The organism is Nocardiopsis salina YIM 90010 (genome assembly GCF_000341025.1).
Classification (GTDB): domain Bacteria; phylum Actinomycetota; class Actinomycetes; order Streptosporangiales; family Streptosporangiaceae; genus Nocardiopsis; species Nocardiopsis salina.
This window is the reverse complement of record NZ_ANBF01000223.1, coordinates 1-19,654: the sequence shown is the minus strand read 5'-3', so window position 1 is coordinate 19,654 and position 19,654 is coordinate 1. Positions and strand designations below refer to the sequence as shown.

General features: G+C 70.8%; 14 protein-coding genes (1 of these 14 cut by a window edge). 7 read left to right on the top strand and 7 right to left on the bottom strand.

Annotated features, from left to right (window positions below; translation table 11 throughout):
* Positions 1-30, top strand: partial view of a sensor histidine kinase gene (locus D474_RS0124845; RefSeq protein WP_017616186.1) — the end only. 1,407 nt of this gene lie to the left of the window's left edge; only the last 30 of its 1,437 coding nucleotides appear in the window; its start codon lies beyond the left edge, outside the window; the stop codon is at positions 28-30.
* Positions 31-52: 22 nt separating this feature from the next.
* Here the strand turns inward: D474_RS0124845 and D474_RS0124840 are convergent, their stop codons facing one another.
* From D474_RS0124840 to D474_RS0124830, 3 genes are all read right to left on the bottom strand, one after another.
* Positions 53-799, bottom strand: a complete 747-nt coding sequence (locus D474_RS0124840; protein WP_026118781.1) for an NAD(P)-binding domain-containing protein — start codon at positions 797-799, stop codon at positions 53-55.
* A gap of 96 nt (positions 800-895) precedes the next feature.
* Positions 896-1,378, bottom strand: a complete 483-nt coding sequence (locus D474_RS0124835) for a pyridoxal-phosphate dependent enzyme (protein ID WP_239647173.1) — start codon at positions 1,376-1,378, stop codon at positions 896-898.
* Between the two features lie 1,453 nt (positions 1,379-2,831).
* The gene (locus D474_RS0124830) at positions 2,832-4,769 is read right to left on the bottom strand and encodes a S1C family serine protease (RefSeq protein WP_017616183.1); all 1,938 of its coding nucleotides are present in this window, start codon (positions 4,767-4,769) and stop codon (positions 2,832-2,834) included.
* A 252-nt stretch (positions 4,770-5,021) separates the two neighbouring features.
* Here D474_RS0124830 and D474_RS0124825 point away from each other — a divergent pair, with 252 nt between their 5' ends.
* Both D474_RS0124825 and D474_RS0124820 read left to right on the top strand, forming a co-directional pair.
* Entirely contained in the window at positions 5,022-5,627 is a 606-nt protein-coding gene (locus D474_RS0124825) for a response regulator transcription factor (RefSeq protein WP_026118780.1), read from the top strand.
* A gap of 168 nt (positions 5,628-5,795) precedes the next feature.
* A complete protein-coding gene (locus tag D474_RS0124820) occupies positions 5,796-6,842 on the top strand; it encodes a DMT family transporter (protein ID WP_017616181.1) in 1,047 nt (348 codons plus the stop codon).
* 45 nt (positions 6,843-6,887) lie between these two features.
* Here D474_RS0124820 and D474_RS0124815 read toward each other — a convergent pair whose 3' ends face one another.
* Positions 6,888-9,059 (bottom strand): SpoIIE family protein phosphatase, encoded by a 2,172-nt coding sequence (locus tag D474_RS0124815; RefSeq protein WP_017616180.1) that lies wholly within the window; start codon positions 9,057-9,059, stop codon positions 6,888-6,890.
* A gap of 363 nt (positions 9,060-9,422) precedes the next feature.
* On the opposite strand from D474_RS0124815, the gene D474_RS0124810 reads away from it, so the two are divergent.
* Positions 9,423-13,868, top strand: coding sequence for a HAMP domain-containing protein (locus D474_RS0124810; RefSeq protein WP_017616179.1), 4,446 nt, complete (start codon positions 9,423-9,425; stop codon positions 13,866-13,868).
* A 49-nt stretch (positions 13,869-13,917) separates the two neighbouring features.
* Positions 13,918-14,556, top strand: a complete 639-nt coding sequence (locus D474_RS0124805; protein ID WP_017616178.1) for a response regulator — start codon at positions 13,918-13,920, stop codon at positions 14,554-14,556.
* Between the two features lie 221 nt (positions 14,557-14,777).
* On the opposite strand, the gene D474_RS0124800 is transcribed toward D474_RS0124805, so the two are convergent.
* Positions 14,778-15,935, bottom strand: a complete 1,158-nt coding sequence (locus tag D474_RS0124800) for a GAF domain-containing protein (RefSeq protein WP_017616177.1) — start codon at positions 15,933-15,935, stop codon at positions 14,778-14,780.
* 190 nt (positions 15,936-16,125) lie between these two features.
* On the opposite strand from D474_RS0124800, the gene D474_RS0124795 reads away from it, so the two are divergent.
* Together D474_RS0124795 and D474_RS0124790 are read left to right on the top strand one after the other, a co-directional pair.
* Complete coding sequence (locus tag D474_RS0124795; protein WP_017616176.1) at positions 16,126-16,863, top strand: ANTAR domain-containing response regulator; 738 nt, start codon at positions 16,126-16,128, stop codon at positions 16,861-16,863.
* Between the two features lie 237 nt (positions 16,864-17,100).
* Positions 17,101-17,448, top strand: coding sequence for an STAS domain-containing protein (locus D474_RS0124790; RefSeq protein ID WP_017616175.1), 348 nt, complete (start codon positions 17,101-17,103; stop codon positions 17,446-17,448).
* Here the strand turns inward: D474_RS0124790 and D474_RS0124785 are convergent.
* Both D474_RS0124785 and D474_RS0124780 read right to left on the bottom strand, forming a co-directional pair.
* Entirely contained in the window at positions 17,438-18,397 is a 960-nt protein-coding gene (locus D474_RS0124785; RefSeq protein WP_017616174.1) for an anti-sigma factor RsbA family regulatory protein, read from the bottom strand. The two genes, D474_RS0124790 and D474_RS0124785, sit on opposite strands and share 11 nt — an antisense overlap.
* A gap of 133 nt (positions 18,398-18,530) precedes the next feature.
* On the bottom strand, positions 18,531-19,654 hold a 1,124-nt coding region (locus D474_RS0124780; protein WP_017616173.1), incomplete at its 5' end, for a glycosyltransferase.

The window sequence follows — 19,654 nt, the reverse complement described above, 5'->3', positions numbered from 1 at the left end:
CTGCCGCCCCCGCCGGCCGACGACGCCTGAGCCGCCGCCCCGCGGACACCTGTCACGTCATTTCGTCGAGGAGGACGTCGAGCGTCTGTTCCAGCGCCTGCACATTGCTCGGACCGAACCAAGCCCTGCGGATCTGCTCGTTGATCCCGCCCGGGGTCTCGTGGTCCGAGGCGAGCTCGTGCAGCGAGCGTGTGTGGTCACCGAGGGCCCGGCAGAGCCCTCGGAAGAGAGCTCGGACACAACGGTCCGCGTGCTCGGGGGTGACCCCGTGCTCCTCTGCCCAGCCGGTGAGCGTGGCGAGATATTGGTAGTGGGCGGTCAACGTTGCGGTCAGGGTCGAGTAGACGTTGAACTCCCTTTCGTCCCTGGCCGGGAGGACTCCGCCCAGTTCCTCGAACAACGCGTCGACCTCCGAGTGGGGAGGGCAGGTGATGGTGACCGACCTGCGGTCCTGTACGGACGGAAGGGGGATCGCTCGGACGAGCGACGCTCGCGTGACGAGGATGCTCCGCACATCGCTGTCGGCCACACCGGCCATGACGTTCACCAGTACCTTGTCCGAGTGCACGTGAAGGCCGCCCAGAGCTTCGAAACGGTTCTCCGGTCGTACTGCCAGGAACACCAGGTCGGACCGGTCGACCACGTCCTGGTTGTCCGCGCGTACACGGGCGTTCTCATAGCGCGCTGACAGTTCGGTAGAAGTGCGGGCTCCACGTGGGGACAGGTGGATCTTCGGTGGCACGGCCGTACTTTCGCTCAGCCCTCTCACCAGAGCCTCGGCGATCTCTCCCACCCCGATGATCCCGATGCGCTGGTGCCTCGGTTCAGGGGACCGATCCCGCTCGCCCCTTCGGTCGTCCTGATCGGTTGTCGCGGGGGCGTTGGTCGAAGGCGTTCACGAGTGTGCTCCCTCGGTGTTGAGCAGCACGACGGTGGAGCCGCCGTCCAGGCCCAGCGCCTCCCTGCGTTCGGGGCGGGACAGGGCCGCACGCATCCCGGCCAGTGACGCGGCACCGCAGGGGCCCGCCCCGACATCCAAGTCCCCCAGGTCCCGTGCGGCCCGGTCGTCGCCGACCGCCACCGCCGCATCGCAGCCGTCGCGCAGCAGCGGCCACGCCAGCCCGGAGACCTCCGCGCAGTGGAGCCCGGCCATCGCCGTCTCGCCGGTGGCTACCGTGGTGGGGCGGCCCGCCCGCAGACCGGCCAGCGCACAGGCCGCGGCGACGGGTTCCACGCTCAGGACCGTCGGGGCCACCGACCACGCCGGGCCGCGGTAGTGGGCCGGCGCGGCCTGCGCCAGTGAGCCCACACCGACCGGGACGGCGACGAGATCGGCGGTCGGCACGAGGCATTCGAGCACGCGGTCGGGGCGTCGCACCGCTGACCCCCGCGGGTCGCACCGCCGGCGCACGGCATCCTCGCAACACCTGCTGGTGTGGTCGTCAGTAGATCGGGCAGGCGCTCGGCTGGGGTTTTCCAGCCGAGCGTTGTGCGTGGTCGGCCGTTGAGTTTTTGGGTGGGGTGTTGTGGTCTGTGTTTCTGGGGGTGTTCTGTGGTGTTGCCTCGGGGTGGGGGTCGTCTGGGCCGGGATCGTAGCCCGGCCGGGCCTGCACGCAACCCGTCGGCGCCACCCCCGATCGCTGGTCTTTGTTGAACGCGTGAGCGTTCTGCGCGGTTGATCACGGCGCCTCGGGGTGTGCGTTCCGGCCCTGTTCCCCGGGCTGACCCGACCCGCATCGACGAACCACCCGCTCCCCCGAAGCCCCCTGGCCGCCCAAAGGAACGGTGGGCACGGGCAACGGCAACCGCCCAACCCCCTGGGCCGGTTCATTGCGACCAGCGGTCGAGGCGTGTGCGTGGTGGCTCGCTCCCGCGACGGCGAACGGCAACGGCGGGCCCCGGCACTCCCGGCAGGACATTGAGTGTCAGGGGTGGCACGCGTGCGCACGACACTTCGAGATTCTCCAAAGACAGTGCCGAGGGTCCGGCCGCGTCGGGGGCCCGACAACGCACCGGGGCACCGGCGGTGCAAGCGCCTCCGGCGCTCGTGTGCTCGTTGTCGGTGCCCACAAGGGCACCAACACCCGCCAATAGTGCTTATAACAGCACTTACACCGCCGCAGAACCGGGCACCAGACACACTCACCCCACAAGCAACCCGGAGGGCGGGCCGTGGCCGGGGATCTTGCTACCAGCGCCGGGTTCAGCGCTGATACCGGCTCCGGTAGCAAGATCCCCGGCCTAAAAACGGACACCAGCCCCACTGGCCCCATGAGAAGCAGCCCCGCACGCCCCCATCCGGAGGCCGACCGCACGCCTGTCATCCCTGAGACTCAATGCCCTGCCGGGAGTGCGCGGGCCGGCCTGTGCCGTTGCCGTCGCAGGAGCGAACGACCGTGCACACGCCGCAAGCGCTGACCGCAATGAAGCACCACAAGAGGTTGGCCGTTGCCCTTGGACCCCGTTCCTTCGGGCAGCCAGGGGGCCTCGGGGTGGAGTGGAGTTCGTCGAGGTGGGTCGGGTCAGCCCGGGGAACAGGGCCGGAACGCACACCCCGAGGCGCCGCGATCCACCACGCAGAACGCCCACGCGTTCGCTCCAACCCTCGGAACTGGCGGGGCGCCGACGCGGGTTGCGAGACGGCCCGGCCGGGCCACGATCCCGGCCCCGACGAACCACCACCCCCGAGGCAACACCACAGAACACACAACACCCCGCAACTCCCTGAACTCCAGGGTGTTGCGAGGACCGCTAGAACCAGCCATGCGAAGGGGCCCGGGGTGTGGCGAAACCCGGGCCCCTCCGACGGCCGAACGAGAACTGGTACCCCGTCAGTCCTCTTCTTCGGCCTCCTGTTCGACGCTGGCGGCGCTCTGCTCGCCGAGCGTCACTTGGACCTCTTCCTCGTCACCGCTGCCCCCGCGCAGGACCCCGAGGCTGACCTCTTCGCCGGGCTGGCGCGAACGGATCTCCGCGATGAGCTGGTCGGGCGAGTTCACCTCGTGCTCGTCCACGGATGCGACCACGTCGCCGGGTTCCAGGCCGGCCTCGTCGGCGGCACCGCCCTCCGAGACCTCGACGATCTGTGCCCCGCCGGCGAGGTTGCCGGAGATGGTCGCCTCGATCGCGGGGTAGCTGGCGGTCCCCTCCTCGACGAGCTGTTCGGCGATGGGCTGCACCTGGTTGATCGGGATCGCGAACCCGAGCCCGACCGAACCGCTCTCCTGAGAGATCCCGGCGATCGCGGTGTTGACCCCGACGACCTCGCCGGCCATGTTCACCAGAGGGCCCCCGGAGTTGCCGGGGTTGATGGCGGCGTCGGTCTGGATCGCGTTGATCACCGTCGACGTCTGCATCTGCTCGCCCTCGGTCGCCCCGGTGTTGACGGGCCGGTCGAGGGCGCTGACCACGCCGGTGGTCACCGTCCCTGACAGCCCGAGCGGCGAACCGATCGCGACGACCTCGCCGCCGACCCCGACCTGATCGGAGTCGCCGAGCTCCGCGGGGGTGAGCCCGCTCTGCCCCTCGGCCTGGATCACTGCGATGTCGGACACCGGGTCCGCCCCCAGCACCTCGGCGCGGGCGCCCGAGCCGTCGTTGAACATCACCTCGAGCTGTCCGTCCTCAGCGGCCTGTACCACGTGGGAGTTGGTGAGGATCTGTCCGTCGGACGAGATGATGACACCGCTACCCCCGCCGCCGGCGGCCTGGATGGAGACCACGCTCGGCAGGATCTCCTCGGCGACGTCGCCGACCTCGCCCTCGGTGGCGGTGGAGCCGCCCTCCCCCTCGAGCGAGCTGACCGGCGACCCGGGACCGCCCGGGAACAGGAACGCCGTCGCCAGGGCCACGACCGGCCCGACGATGAGGCTGGTGATGAGCGCGGTGATCGCGGCGACCGTGATGATGCGGCCGGTGCGTTTGCGCGGCTCCTGTGGCGGAACAGGGCCTTGCGGGTACCCCTCCGGGCCGTAGGGCGGTACACCCCCGGGCGGCTGTCCGGGACCCCCGTGGCCGCCCATCCCGAAGGATGCGGTGCCTCCCGGTCCGCCGTGTCCCCCCGGCGGGGTCTGCCCGCCCGAGACCGGGTACGCGCCGCCGGAGTGACCCCCGGCCGCCGGGTACGCCCCTGTGTACCCGCCGCCGTAGGCGGCGTGTGCGTCCTCGGGCCGGCTGAAGGCGCCTGTGTCACCGGAACCGGACGGCGCCCGCCACCCGGACGCTCCGCCGAACGGGCCGCCTGCCCCCGCATGGGGCCCGCTCGGTTCGGAGTGCGGAGCGAAACCGGGGCGCTCCTCGCCCCCCGGACCGGACGCCCAACCGGGCGGCCGCTGCCACGGGGCTGGGTCCCCCGGGGTGGTGGGGGTCCCGGGCGGGACGGGCGCACCGGGACCCTCTCCTCCACCTGGTGCGGCTGCGCCGCCGGGCGGGGTGCCCGGGGCGGAGCCGCTCACCTCTCCTTCGGACTCGCTGCCGAAGAGCTCGTCCTCGAAGGAGCGCGGTGCCTCACCGGAGCCGCCCCCGCGGACCCCGGTCGCACCGCCGTACTCAGGGCGCGGTTCGTCCGCGCCCTGCCCGCCGTCGGCGGGGTTCTCGGATTGTTCGGGCTGTTCGGAACGCTGTGTGTCCTCGCCGACCGCTCCGGCTCCGTCGCGGGGATCCTGTTCGTTCTCCCCGTGGCCGGCGGGCTCGGACGGACGCTGCTCGGGGCCCTCGCCCCCGGCCGCCTCGCCGGGCTCGTTGCCCCTGTGGGGTTCGTTGGGACTCAAACTCATCCTCCGACTGGCCGGACGGTGTCTACTGGTGGGCGTCGATGTCGAGAACCATCATGCTCCGGGCGGGTTAGAACCGGGTGAGAGGCCGATACAGCAGGGTTTCGAGTCCGGTCCGCCGTCGGAGTCCCCCGGTGGGCCCGGCCCCGTCTTTCCCCTGACGGACCGGAGTCCTCTGCGAACAACCCGCCGTAATGTCCGGAAACGATACCGTGCAGTCGCTGTTCACACACGGTGAAAGGCCCCACCTTGATCAATATCGTGCTCGCCGATGACGAACACCTCGTGCGCGGCGCCATCGCCGCCCTGCTGGGACTGGAGGAGGACCTGGAGGTGGTCGCGGAGGTCGGCCGCGGCGACCAGGTCGTGGACGCGGTGCGTGAGTACGGTGCCCAGGTCGCCGTGCTCGACATCGAGATGCCGGGTGCCACGGGGCTGGAGGTGGCCGCGCAGTTGCGCACGGCCTTCCCCGGCTGCGGCGTCGTGGTGCTCACCAGTTTCGGACGGCCCGGATACCTGCGCCGGGCCCTGGCTGCGGGTGCACGCGGGTTCCTCGCCAAGGACGCCCCGGTCGAACAGTTGGCGGGCGCGATCCGCAAGGTCCACGAGGGTGGGCGCTACATCGACACCGAGCTCGCCGCGGCGGCGATGGCGGGAGGGGAGAGCCCTCTGACCGACCGCGAGACGGAGGTGTTGCGGGCCGCCTCCGACGGTGCCTCGGTCTCCCGGATCGCCGCACGCCTGCACCTTTCGGACGGCACGGTCCGCAACTATCTGTCCAACGCGATCGGCAAGACGCAGGGCGAGAACCGGATGGCGGCGATCCGCACGGCCCAGGACATGGGCTGGCTCTGACCGGTCGGAACGGGGCACCGCGCCCTGCCGCCCGCCCCACCGCGCAGTTCCTGTCCCTTGCCCCCGGCACGCGGCCGATCACGGTCCCCACGCCCGCGCGCTCTGCCCCGCCGTCCCGGCGCCGTGCGCCCGACCACCGGTCCAGGCACTGCGAGGACAATAGGTCCTATGATCGGATCCGAACCCGCGGAGGGCGGACCGGCCCCCGTCTCCCACAGGCCCGAGGAAGAAGGTTCCCGCGTGGCGTCGACCCCCTCCCACCCGGCCCGCCCCACCGGTCCCACCGAGGGCCCCGGGCAGGCCACCGCCCAGCGCGGCTTCGTCCTGCTCGTCCTCGCGGGCGCTCTTTGGGGGACCGGCGGCCCCGCGGCGGCCGTGCTCCAGAGCGAACACGGCCTGACGAGCATGTCGGCGGCCGTCTACCGCCTGCTCATCGCCGGTGTGGTCATCACGCTCGTCCTGTTCCTCATGGGGCGGCTCCGCCGCATGGTGTGGTCGCGTCCCCTCGTGGGGCGGCTGGCTCTCAACGGCGTGCTGCACGCGCTCTTCCAGCTGCTCTACTTCGGGTCCCTGGCGCTCATCCCGGTCGGGCTCGCCACCCTGGTCAAGATCGGCAGCGTCCCCGTGTTCATCACCATCGGGGTGTGCCTCCTGGCCCGCCGCCGTCCCACGGTCACGCTCATGATCCCCGTGGCCCTGGCCGTCGTGGGCCTGGCGCTGCTGGCCGGGTTCCCCAGCACCGACGCCCCGCCCGCGCAGCTGGCGGCCGGCCTGGCGTGCGCGCTCGGTGCGGGCCTGGCCTTCTCCGTGATGGGACTGGCCAACCGACGCCCGGTCGAGGGCCTGGACGCGCTCACCAACGCGGGCCTGGGCATGCTGCTGGGCAGCCTCCTGCTCCTGCCGGCCGGGCTCTCGTTCGGCATGGCCGTCCCGGTGGAGGCTCAGGCGCTCGGGCTCCTGCTCTTCCTCGGACTCATCCCGACCGTCCTGGCCTACCTGGCCTACTTCATGGGGCTTCGGACCGCTTCCGACGCCGGGGTCGCGGTCGGAACGATCGCCGAGCCCCTCACCGCGGCTCTGCTGTCGGCTGCGCTCCTGGGCGAGCAGACTACAGCGTTGGGCATGGCGGGCGCGGTGATCCTGGTCGCGTCGATGGGCGCGGAACCGGTGATCCGCCGGGTGGAACTCCGCCGAACGGCCCGCGACTCACCCTGAGCGAACCGGGTCCGCTGGGCCGGGTCCCGGCCCAGCGGCCGTCCCCTAAAGGAAACGCAGTACCAGCATCGCCGTGTCGTCCACGCTCCCGCCGGGCGCGTAGTACTCCAGTTCCCGGTCGATCCGGCTGATGACCGCCTGAGCGCTCAGCCCCTGCGCGTGTCCGAAGATGTCCAGCAGCCCTTCCTCACCGAGCATGTCGGTGTTGTTGCGCCGCTCGGTGACACCGTCGGTGACCGCGAGCACGAGCTCGCCCGGCCGCACCATGAAGGTCTCGGTGCTCCACCCGACGTCGTCGAAGGCCCCCAGCAGCGGCTGCGAGCTCGCGAACGTCGACGCCTCGCCCTTCTGGTCCAACCGCAACGGCAACGGGTGCCCGGCCGAGACCATGCGCACCCGCATACCGCCCTCGTCGTCGTAGTTGGGCGTCATCTCGCCGTACAGCATGGTCAGGAACCGGGTGGAGGTGCTCTCCTCCAGGATCGCCAGGTTCAGCCGGGCCATGATCTCGGCCGGCGCGAGGCCCTCCTTCGCCAGGGCGCGCAGTGTGTGCCGTGCCAGGCCGGTGATGGCGGCCGCCTCGGGGCCGGTGCCGCACACGTCGCCGATGGCGAAGCACCATCGGCCCTCCTCGGCCTTGAACACGTCGTAGAAGTCGCCGCCGACCACGTTCTTCTCGTCGGCGGGCCGGTAGTACACGGCGTGGTCGACGCTGGGAATCACCGGTTCCTTCTCCTTGGCGGGCAGCAGGCTCCGCTGGAGTGCCGAGCTCATCGCCGCCTGGCGTTCGTGCAGGCGGGCGTTCTCCATCGCGGTGGCCACGCGGCGGCTGAGGTCGTCGGCGACGTCGACGTCCTCGCGGGTGAACTCGTCCTTGTCGTCCTTGCCGATGGTCATCCGGCCCAGCGGACGCCCGTGCGCCACCAGGGGGACGCTGATCGCGGGGCCGCGTGCCAGTTCTCGCACGGCCTGCTTGTCCAGGCCCTCGGCGGACAGCTCCGCGGGGCTCCACAGCGCCTGCGGTACCCGCTGCTCGCGCGGGGGCAGGGTCGTCAGCAGGGAGTGGAGCACGTCATTGAGGTTCTCGTCTCCGTGCACCACATGTGTGAGGTGGGATATGCCCAGGTCGTTGGTGCTGTGGATCGCACACCAGCGGCCGAGCCGGGACGTGATGAGCTGTGCGGCCAGGGCACCGGTCATGCGTTCGTCCAGCGTTCCGGCGAGCAGGTCGCTGGCCTCGGCGAGAAAACTCAGCGACGCACGCCGCGCCAGCTCCACCTCGGCCAGGCGCGAGCGTTCCACCGGCAATGCGATGAGGTCGGCACCCTCCTGCAGGCGCTTGGCGGCGGCGCCCCCGAAGTGCCGGGTGCGGGTGGAGGCGACGCCGAGCAGTCCGGTGACACGGCCGTCCACGATGAGCGGGGCGGTCACCAGCGAGCGCATCCCGGCGCGGGCGAGCGCTCCCCGGTTGGCACGGGCGATCATGAGGTCGTCGTTGATGACGGCGCCCGGTTCCGGTGCTGCGGAGGGGAAGGCCTCCTCGGTACGGATCCGGATGGGCCGCCACTCTGCACCGTCCGAGGTCAGACCGACCGCGGAGCGCACTTCCCACATGGTCTCGTCGGAGGTCGCCAGCGCGATGTAGGCGGCGTCCCCGCCCAGGGCGCTCGTGGCGTACTCGACGGTGCGCTCGAGCAGCTGGGGCAGGCTCAACCGCGAACCGAGCGCGGAGTCCAGCGCCGACCACGCGGTGGGTCGCGCAGGACGGTTGTTTCCCTTGCGTACCTGGGGCGACCGGAGTGACGGTTGTTCGCCGGGCTGGTCCTCGATACGGAACCACACGGCCTTGTCACTGCGCCCGTAACTCACGCCCCAGCTGGAGGCGATCGCCGAGGCCAGGGCCAGACCCAGGCCGCCGACCCTGTCCTCGCCCTCCGAAGGAGAGGTGTCCACCGCCAGGGGGCCGGCCTGGGGCACCGGGCGCTCGGGGGCGGAATCGGTGACCATGATCTCGGTGGAGCCCTCCCCGCGGCGCACCGTCACCTCGAGGGGGGAGTGCGCGTGGAGGACCGCGTTGGTGACGAGCTCGCTGACCAGCAGGATCACGTCGTCGAACGGATCGGGCACGCCCCAGTTCAGGAGGGTGTCGTGAACGAATTCACGGGCGGCCGCAGCGGTCTCCGGAGCAGCGGGGAACTCTCGTCGAGCGACCTTCAACGCGTCGTGTGGTGGCAAGCCGTCAGTGTCCTTCGTAGCCGGGCCCGGGAGAGGGGTGTCATTGCCACGATACGCGGAGGTGATCGGCGCGTGGGGGCCGTCCCCGGACCTCACGTGCCGACGAGTCTTCGCAACCGGCCTGTGACGCTTGTCGAGGCCGGTTAGTGTAAGTCGACACATCCGTTTCTTTCGGGTGGTACTTCGCGCCGGTAGCGTGACGAAGTGTCACCGAGGGTACGCGGGGCACGTGCGCGCCCTCCACCTGACCGCGGGCCGGGTCTCCCCACCTGCCGCGGCGCGGGTGCGGGGCCCGTCCGTCCGGGCCAGAAGGGACGGGTGACAGGCAGGTTGAGGAGGGGTCCGATGCCCGAGGCGGTCAAGGAACTGGCCGACGAACAGCTCGACGAGATTCTGCAGGCTCTGTACCGGATGCGCGACGGCGACTTCAGTGTGCGCCTGCGCAAACGGGGCAACGGCACGATCCGGGAGATCGCCTCCGTCTTCAACGAGGTGGTCGACCACAGCGAGCAGCTCAACAGCGAGCTGCAGCGCGTGGGCGAGGTCGTGCGCGAGGAGGGCCGTCTCGGCGAGCGGATCGCGGTCAACCCCGCGCGGGGTGCGTGGGCCGAGAGCGCCCGTGCCATCAACGACCTGATGGACGAGGTCTCCGAGCCGGTCAGCGACGTCGCCGACGTCCTGGTCTCGGTCGCAGCCGGTGACCTGAGCCGCCGGGCCTCCCGCGACGGCCGACGCGGCGAGCTCAAGGGCGACCTCCTCCGCCTGGCCAACACGGTCAACCAGATGGCCGACCAGATGAGCGGCTTCACCGGCGAGGTGACCCGGGTGGCCCGCGAGGTGGGCACCGAGGGCAAGCTCGGCGGCACCGCCCGGGTCGACGGCGTCTCCGGTGCCTGGCGGGAGGTCACCGAGGCCGTCAACCAGATGTCGAGCCGCCTGACCGACCAGGTCCGCAACATCTCGCAGGTGACGACGGCGGTCGCCCGCGGTGATCTGAGCAAGAAGATCACCATCGACGTGCAGGGCGAGATGCTGGAGCTGAAGGACACCGTCAACACGATGGTCGACCAGCTCTCCACCTTCGGTGACGAGGTGACCCGGGTGGCCCGCGAGGTGGGCACCGAGGGCAAGCTCGGCGGCCGGGCGAACGTGCGCGGGGTCCAGGGAATCTGGAAGGACCTCACCGAGAACGTCAACTCGATGGCGGACAACCTCACCAACCAGGTGCGTGACATCTCCCAGGTCACCACTGCGGTGGCCCGCGGTGAGCTCACCCAGAAGGTGCAGGTCGACGTGCAGGGCGAGATGCTCGCCCTCAAGAACACCGTGAACACGATGGTCGACCAGCTGGACTCCTTCGCCGACGAGGTCACGCGCGTGGCCCGCGAGGTCGGCTCCGAGGGCAAGCTGGGCGGCCGTGCCAACGTCAAGGGCGTGTCGGGCATCTGGAAGGACCTGACCGACAACGTCAACTCGATGGCCAACAGCCTCACCTACCAGGTCCGCAACATCTCGCAGGTGACGACCGCGGTCGCCGAGGGTGATCTGAGCAAGAAGATCACCGTGGACGCCCAGGGCGAGATGCTCGACCTGAAGGACACCATCAACAAGATGGTCGACCAGCTGGACTCCTTCGCCAGCGAGGTCACCAGGGTCGCCCGTGAGGTCGGTACCGAGGGCCAGCTGGGCGGTCAGGCGCACGTGCGCGACGTCTCCGGGGTCTGGAAGGACCTCACGGAGAACGTGAACTCCATGGCGAACAACCTCACCTATCAGGTGCGGCAGATCTCCATGGTGACGCGGGCGGTGGCCGCCGGGGACCTGACCAAGAAGGTCACGGTCAATGCCAAGGGCGAGATCCTGGAGCTCAAGGACACCATCAACGTCATGGTGGACCAGCTCTCCGCGTTCGCCGACGAGGTCACGCGCGTGGCCCGCGAGGTCGGTACCGAGGGCAAGCTGGGCGGCCGCGCCGACGTCCGCGGCGTTCTCGGTATCTGGAAGGACCTGACCGACAACGTCAACTCGATGTCGCACAATCTGACCACGCAGATGCGCAACATCTCCGAGGTCACCACCGCGGTCGCGGGCGGCGATCTCACCAAGAAGATCGACGTCAACGCGCAGGGCGAGATCCTCGAACTCAAGACCACCGTCAACACGATGGTCGACCAGCTCTCGGCCTTCGCCACCGAGGTCACCCGTGTGGCCTACGAGGTCGGCAACCAGGGGCAGTTGGGCGGCCAGGCCAAGGTCGAGGGCGTCTCCGGGACCTGGAAGCAGCTGACCGACAGCGTCAACGGCCTGGCGGGCAACCTCACCACCCAGGTCCGCGCGATCGCCGCCGTGGCCAACGCCGTGGCCAAGGGCGACCTGACGCAGAACATCATGGTCGACGCCCGCGGTGAGATGGAGCAGCTCAAGGACAACATCAACCTGATGGTGTCCAACCTGCGCGAGACCACCGAGACCCAGCGGGACGCCGACTGGCTCAAGTCCAACCTCAACCGCATCTCCGGTCACCTGCAGGGCCACCGCGACCTCAACGAGCTCTCGCGCCTGATCATGGAGGAGGTCACCCCTCTGCTGGAGGCCCAGCACGGGGCCTGCTACCTGCCCGCGGACATGGACAACCAGAAGACCTTCCGGTTCTACGCCGGGTACGGCTTCGAACCCTCCGAGGAGCGCCGCATCCTCAAACGGGGAGTGGGGCTGGCCGGTCAGGCCGTCGAGCAGCGCACGGAGCTGCAGATCCACAACCTCCCCGACGGCTACGTCGACGTGCACTCGGGTCTGGGCGGTGCGCAGCCGCAGTACCTGTTCATCCTCCCGATCGTCTCCGAGGAACGCACCCTGGGCGTGCTCGAGTTCGCCGCCTACGACGAGTTCAAGGAGATCCACAAGAGTTTCCTGCGCCAGCTCGGCTCCCTGGTGGCGACCACGATCAACACGATCCTGGCCAACAGCCGCACGGAGATGCTGCTGGAGCAGTCGCAGCAGATGGCCAACCAGCTGCGCGAGCGCTCCAACGAGCTCCAGCGCCAGCAGGAGGAGCTGCGCGGCAAGAACGCGGAGCTGCGGCAGAAGGCCACCCAGCTCGCCAACCAGAACCGCGCGATCGAACTGCAGAACCAGCAGATCCAGCGCTCCAGGAACGCACTGGAGGAGCGCGCCCACCAGCTCCAGGTCTCCTCCAAGTACAAGTCGGAGTTCCTGGCGAACATGTCGCACGAGCTGCGCACGCCGCTCAACAGCCTGTTGATCCTGGCCCGGCTCCTGGCCGACAACGGCGAGGAGAACCTGTCGGCCAAGCAGGTCGAGTTCGCGCAGACCATCCACAAGGCCGGCAGCGACCTGCTGCTGCTCATCGACGAGATCCTGGACCTGTCCAAGGTCGAGGCGGGCCGTGCCGAGGTGCAGCCCACCGAGGTCTCCATCAGCCACCTGGTCGACTACGTCGAGGCCACCTTCCGGCCGTTCAGCGGTGATCAGGGCCTGGCCTTCAGCGTGGACGTCTCGCCCGACATCCCCGATTCCCTGTGGACCGACGAACAGCGGCTCCAGCAGATCCTGCGCAACCTGCTCTCCAACGCGGTGAAGTTCACGCCGCAGGGCGAGGTCCGGCTGCTCATCGAACCCGCGTGGGCGCTCGAGGACGCCGATCTCGACATGTTCGTGGAGAACGAGGAGGTCATCGCCTTCACCGTCGCCGACACCGGTATAGGGATCGCTGAGGACAAGCTCCAGGTGATCTTCGAGGCCTTCCACCAGGGCGATGGCGGTACCTCCCGCAGGTTCGGCGGCACCGGCCTCGGCCTGTCCATCAGCCGGAACTTCGCCCGCCTGCTCGGCGGTGAGATCCGCGTGCAGAGCGTGGCCAACCAGGGTTCGACCTTCACGCTGCTGCTGCCGGTCCACCTGCCCGAGGACGCCGGCGACCCTGACGAGCGCCCACTGATCACCCCTCCGGCCACGATCGAGCCGGTCCCGCACCCGTCGCCGGAGTACGGTCCGGCGGTGGCCCCCGAGGTCGGCCCGGCGCCGTCCCAGGAGGAGCCCGCGGCGTCCGTCACCCCGGCCATGCCGGACGAGGAGTTCGACGACGCCATCCGTGCCCTCACCGACCTCGGCGAGGACGAGCCCCTGCCGACCGTGCCGGTGCTCAAGACCGCCGAGACGTCCGCGGCGTCCGAGGGCGAGGAGACCGAGGAACCCGCCGCCGCGGTGGAGGCCCGCACCGACCCCGAGCGCCGGGCGGTGCTCAGCGGACAGCGGGTCCTCATCGTCGACGACGACGTACGGAACGTGTTCGCCCTGACCAGCGCCCTGGAGGCACAGGGACTGGAGGTCCTCTACGCCGACAACGGGCACGAGGGCATCTCGCGCCTGGAGGCCAACGAGGACATCTCCCTCGTCCTGATGGACGTGATGATGCCCGAACTGGACGGAAACGCCACCACCAGGGCGATCCGGGACATGCCCCAGTTCGCGGACCTGCCGATCATCTCCCTGACCGCGAAGGCCATGCAGGGCGACCGGGAGCGTAGTCTGGCCGCCGGTGCGACCGACTACGTGACCAAACCGGTCGACCTCGACCACCTGCTGGACGTCATGCGACGCTGGCTCACGGCCGACCCCGCCGAGACACGTGCGGGTGCTGCCGCCGACGACGCGGCGTTCGCGGGCGGGGCCGAGGACACGCAGGACCCCGGGCCCGGGCAGAATGGCGGTGCGAACGCGACCGGCCCCGACGACACCAGGGACGACACCGAGACCCACGGGGACGGGTGAGCCCGACCGCAGCTGCGGAGCCCCAAGCGAAGACCTGGAGTAACGAGCAGTGACCCAGAAGGCCAACATCCTCCTCGTCGACGACCGCGACGAGAACCTGATCGCGCTGGAGGCGGCCCTCACCTCCCTCGACCAGAACCTGGTCCGGGCCAATTCCGGTGAGGAGGCGCTCAAGCACCTTCTGGGCACCGACTTCGCCGTCATCCTGCTGGACGTCATCATGCCCGGCATGGACGGGTTCGAGACCGCCTCGCACATCAAGCAGCGCGAGAAGACCAAGGACGTGCCGATCATCTTCCTGACCGCCCAGGAGATCGACCGGCACCAGGTCTTCCGGGGCTACGCGTCCCGGGCGGTCGACTTCCTGCTCAAGCCCTTCGACCCGTGGGTGCTGCGGTCCAAGGTCGAGGTGTTCGTGGAGCTGCACCAGCTCAAGGCGCAGATGCGGGAGCAGGCCCGCACGCTGCAGCGGGACCTCGGCCAGGAGACCGGTGAACCGGGCAAGGTGCTGGCCGAGCAGCTCGCGCAGCGCACCGGCCAGGTGCAGGCCGACCTCGACGCGATCCGCGATCGGGTGCAGGACACCTACGGGGACAAGGACCGGGCGCTGGTGGAGGAGATCCACCGCCTCGACCGCTCCGTCAACCGCCTCGGCACCCTGGTGGAGACCCTGCACGGGCCCGAGTAGTCCTCGGGCTCCGTGTTTGCCCTGGGCCTCCGCTCCGTCCACCCGTCACGTCCCTCAACAGACGCCTTCGGCACAGACCATCGCGGCCGGGCGCCCGGAGGGCATGCTCTTCGCCCTCTACGCGGGCGCCCCCGTTCCTGCGGTGCCTGCTCCGAGGCCTCCAGGAGCGTGCCGGCGCCCGAACAGACCCCCTCGGAGACACGTGGGACTCGAGACGAGCCCTACGGATCGACCGGCGGGCGGGGCGGCATCGCCAGGCCGATGTGCTCGCCGATCTCCTCGATGAGCCCCAGGTCCGCCAGGCGGAAACTGCCCCGGTTGCTGCGCCGGATCAGCGTCAGCGCTCCGCGTACGCCCCGGCTCCCGCGCAGGGGCACCGACAACAGCGAACCCGCGCCGATGAGCCCAAGCAGGGGAGCGCCGGCGTCGTCGTGGCCCAGCACGGCGCCGTCCTCGATGAGCGGGTGCAGCAGGGACTCGCCCTCGGCCAGCACCCGGCCGGGCACGTCGGAGTCCTCCGGAACCGCCCGTTCCACGCTCGCGCACAGCTCGTCCGGTGCGTCCGCGGGCCCGGCCACGGCGGCACGGCGGGCGGGCGCGGGTTCGGGCCGGTCGAGCACGTCGAGCACGACCCAGTCTGCGTAGGAGTCCGCGAGCAGTTCCGCGGCCTCGCCCAGGGCCGGCCCGGAACGCCGCAGCAGCAGCCTCGTCATCCGGGTCAGCACGTCCAGGCGGCGGGCGGCCAGCACCACGACCTGGTCCTCGACCTCGGGTTCGAGGGGGGCGGGGCCCTCGTCCTCGTTCCCGTGCGCCGTCGGCGACAGCGCCACCAGTACCAGCGGGTGCGGTTCCGTGGGCAGTTCCAGCCGGGTGAGGGTCAGGTGCACGTCCTCGGCCCACCCGCGCTGCGCCATCCGCGAGTCCAGGGCGGCCGGGCCGTCCCCGCGCAGCACCGAAGCGAGCCACGAGCGCAGGGCCGCGCGGTTGCGCAGGTCGACGAAGTGCGTGAAGGGCTTGCCGGTCAGGTACCCCGGGGCGCCGCCGAGCTGGTCGGCGCCGGCGTTGTTGATGCGCCGGATGTGGCCGTCCTGGTCGAGCAGGACCACGGGCACGGTCAGTTCGGAGAAGACCGCCCGCAGCAGGGCCCGCTCGTCGCTGCCGCCCTCGCGCCGCGGCTGACCGGAACGCCCTGACAGGGCATCGGCCAGCTCGGAACCTGCGTCGCCCAGCAGGCGCTCGGCGTACTCGAGCTCCGCCAGCGCGGCCTCGGCGGTGCCCCTGGCGTCGTCGGGGTACATCGTGTGCGCCGAACGCAGGGCACCGACCCGCTCTCCCAGGGCGTTGATCTCGCGCTGCAGCCCGGCCAGGTTCTCCGACACGTCAGGTCTCCCGGTCCTCGTCGGGGGCGGAGCACCAGCACCCGCGGGAGCGGACACCGACACCTACATGCGTCTTTCGACCGTAAGGGATGTGAGGGCAGGTGGACGCCTGCGGTTACGGTTGGTGCGTGGCCGGAACCCGGTGGCCCCGCGATCCGTCCCACGACTGACCGCCGTATTGGAGGGCCGGATGTGGTTCGAACGCCTGGCCCGGGAGTTCAGGGAACTGGGGCATTCCGAGACCACCACGGTCGAGCGCGCCCTGGACCAGATCAGCCGCAGCACGGCCGCGAACGTGCCCGGGTGCTCGGCCGCGCTGGTGGTGGTCTGGCGTGAGGTGACCGGCCCCGACGGTTCGGTGCGGCACGTGGTCGCCGACTACGGGGCCTCGCACCCCGACCTCGCGATCGCCCTGGAGCAGCAGTACACCAGTGACCAGGGCCCGGCGGTCGAGGCGGTCCGAGGCGTCCGTCCAGTGCACGTGCGCGATCTCCTGCGTGAGCAGCACCGTTGGCCCCGGTACACGAGCACGGCGATCCAGTGCGGTGACCGCTCCTCCCTCACCCAGCCCAGCCCGATGCCCGGGGGCGAACGGGTGCTGACCTTCGGCATGCACTCCGGCCGGGCCGACGCCTTCGACCAGAAGACCCTCAACCCCCTGGCCGCCCTGCTCGCCGAGCACGCCGCGGCCGCCCTGCACGCCGTCGACCGTCAGGCCGACGCCGCCCGCGAGACCGCGCACATGCGGCGCGCGATGTCGGCCCGCACCGTCATCGACCAGGCCAAGGGCATCATCATGCACGCCCGCGGGTGCAGCCCCGACGACGCGTTCGCCTCCCTCCGCGAGGTGGCCCAGCGCAACCGGAAGAAGGTCGTCGAGGTCGCCCGCGACCTGGTGGCCGAGAACTCGACCGTTCGGCGGCGTTAGGGCCTGTTCGGCAGGGCGTCTTCCGTCGCTGCGACGAGTACCGCGCCGTCAGACCTCCGTTGAGGGTTGGTGGAGGGCGACGGGTGGGCTGCTGCGCCGGAGGCGTCGGTTGAGGGTTGGTGGAGGGCGACGGGTGGGCGTGTCCGAGCAGGCCCCGGGTTCGCTGAGTCCGCAGCGTGATCCCTGGGGGTGATGATGGGGGTCCGGGGGCCGTCTTCTCGACAAGGAGAACCGAGCGTGACGTCAGACATCTCGATCCGCCACGAGGGTGACATCGCCGTGGTCGTTCCTGTCGGGGAGATGGACGCGGTGGCCTCACCGGCGCTCGCCGACGTCATCGACGGACTGCTCGGAGAACGGCCGGTCACGGGGATCGTCGTCGACCTCGCCGGGGTGGGCTTCTGCGACTCCCGGTGCATCGGGGTCCTCGTCGCCGCCTATCGGCAGGCGCGTGACCTCGGTGTGGGCCTGCGCGCCGCCGAACCGCAGCAGCAGGTCCACAGGCTTTTCGTCATATCGGGCATCGACCAGGTCATCCCCGTCGAGGACAGCGTCGATGAGGCCGTGAGCCTGCTCAGGGTGTGAGCCGCTCGACCGCCCGGGGCGGGTCCGCGGCGCGGTCGAGGAAGTGCAGGCGCACGAGTGTGCCGTCGGTGTCCCCGCAGATCTCCACGTAGTCGCAGGTCTGCCGGGTGATCCACAGCCCGTACCCGCGGGTCCGCACCCCGTCGGCCGGCCGGTAGCCCGCCAGGGGGTCGGTGAGCAGCCCGGCTTCGTCGAAGACCTCGCACAGCCACCGGTCGCGGGACCGCCACAGAGCCACACCGCCCTTGCCGGCCCCGTGTTCCAGCACGTTGGCGGCGAGTTCGTTGACCGCGACGACGAGCCCGTCGATCTGGGTCGGGGGAAGCTTCAGGGCCGCTCCCAGGTCGGTGAGGTCGCGGCGCAGGCGCGGCAGGGACTGCCCGATCTCTGCGCGGTGCACCGGTCCGGTGGCCGGGAGCGGTTCGGGCACGGCCGGGCGCTGCGCGTGCGCGGCCGTGCCGAGGTAGGCGTGGTTGGCCACCGCTCCGTGCTCCCCGACCAGTACGGGGTGGGTGGCGTGCACAGCCGCCAGGTCCCCCGGGGCCATGCCGCGGGTGTCGTGCACACACAGCAGATCGAGGGCGGTCTCCTCCAGAGCGGTGGCCAGGACCGCCTCCAGGCGCTGCCACTCCTGTGCGGCCGGGGCCGGCCCCCGAACGGGCGGGGGCTCGGCCACCACGGTCACCCGTGCGGGTGCGTGCGTGAGCGCCGTGCGGTGCAGGGCGGCCAGCATCCGTCCTGGGGCGTCGTAGAGGGTGGACCGGTCCATCACCTCGATGCTCCGGGTCACCTGGGGTGGCAGGGAACCGAGCAGCAGCGCCGCACGGTGCGGGGCGACCGCGAGCACGGCCGGCCGCCCGGAGGCGACGGCGGCTTCCAACCGTTTGCCGACCACCGAGCGGAACCGTTGATCGCGGGCGAACAACAGGGACTGGTGCGTGAAGGTCATGGTCGTGGCTTCGTCTCCGACGTCCGGGCACCCCGGTCCGGGCGCCCGTGTCCCGGATGTACCCCGAAAGGGCCGTCCCTCCCGCGCCTCGGCGCGGGAGGGCGGGCCCGGTCGGTGGAGCGAGCCTTCCATGTCAGTGGAGCGAGCCGGAAAGGGCCAGGTCGTCGGAGTCGTCGTCCTCTCCTGTGGTGCTGGGGTCCGAGGGGCGGGCGCGCTCGTAGGCCAGCTCCGTCTCGATCGCGATGCGCGACCACGGGAAGCGGGAACGGGCGCGGTCGACCGCGGCGATCCCGTATGCGGTGCTCATGGTGGGTGTGTTGAGCACGGTCCGCACTGCGCGCACGACCTCCTCCGGGCGGCCGAACCGCATGAGGACCCCGCTGGTGCGGTGCAGAACGGCCTCGGGCACGGCGCCGGTCGCGGTCGCCACGACGGGCAGGCCGCACGCCATGGCCTCCAGGACCCCGCCTCCGTAGGGGTCGTAGGAGGCCGCGGAGACGTACAGGTCGGCCGAACGCAGCAGGCGCGGCACTTCCTTGCGCTCAACCGGGCCGGTCAGGTGCACCCGGTCGTCGACCCCGAGCTCCTTGGAGAGGATCTCGAGTCGGCGGGCATCGGAGTCCAGGGCGACGTCGCGGTCCTCGGCGTTGGAGACCAGGAGCAGCTCGCACTCGGGCAGGTGCGCCATGGCCCCGACGAGCCGCTCGGCGCCCCCGGCCTCGTGCAGCGCGGTGACCGACACCAGTCGGGTGCGCTCCTCGCGGCGGGTGTTCCAGGGCTCGGAGGCCGCACCGCCCTCGACAGTGAAGTGGTCGGTGTCCACACCGAAGGGCACGACGCTCACGTGGTGGCGGGGCACGCGCAGCCGCGCGAGCTCGCCCTGCTGGTCGGTGGAGCCCACGATGACATGGTCGGCGCGCGAGGCGAGGACGGCCTCCATGCGTACCCGCTCGGGCTGTTCGGGCAGCCCGGCGCGCTGTTCGCTCGCGTTGAGGGAGTGGAAGGTCTGCACGAGCGGGATGCTGCTCTGGTCCCGGTCGCTGTGCGCCTGGGCGTGCAGGGAGGCCAGGCCGCTGGTCCAGTCGACGGCGTGCAGGATGTCCGGGGTGTCCTCGTCCAGGGCCCCGGCCAGGGCGGTGCCGAACTCTCCGGTGTGCTGGGCCTGTTCATCGGCCTGCAGGACACGGGAGGGGCCGGCGTCCAGGTAGGTGACCGAGACACCGCGCGCCATGCGGGTGCGCCCGGTGGGCTGGTCGG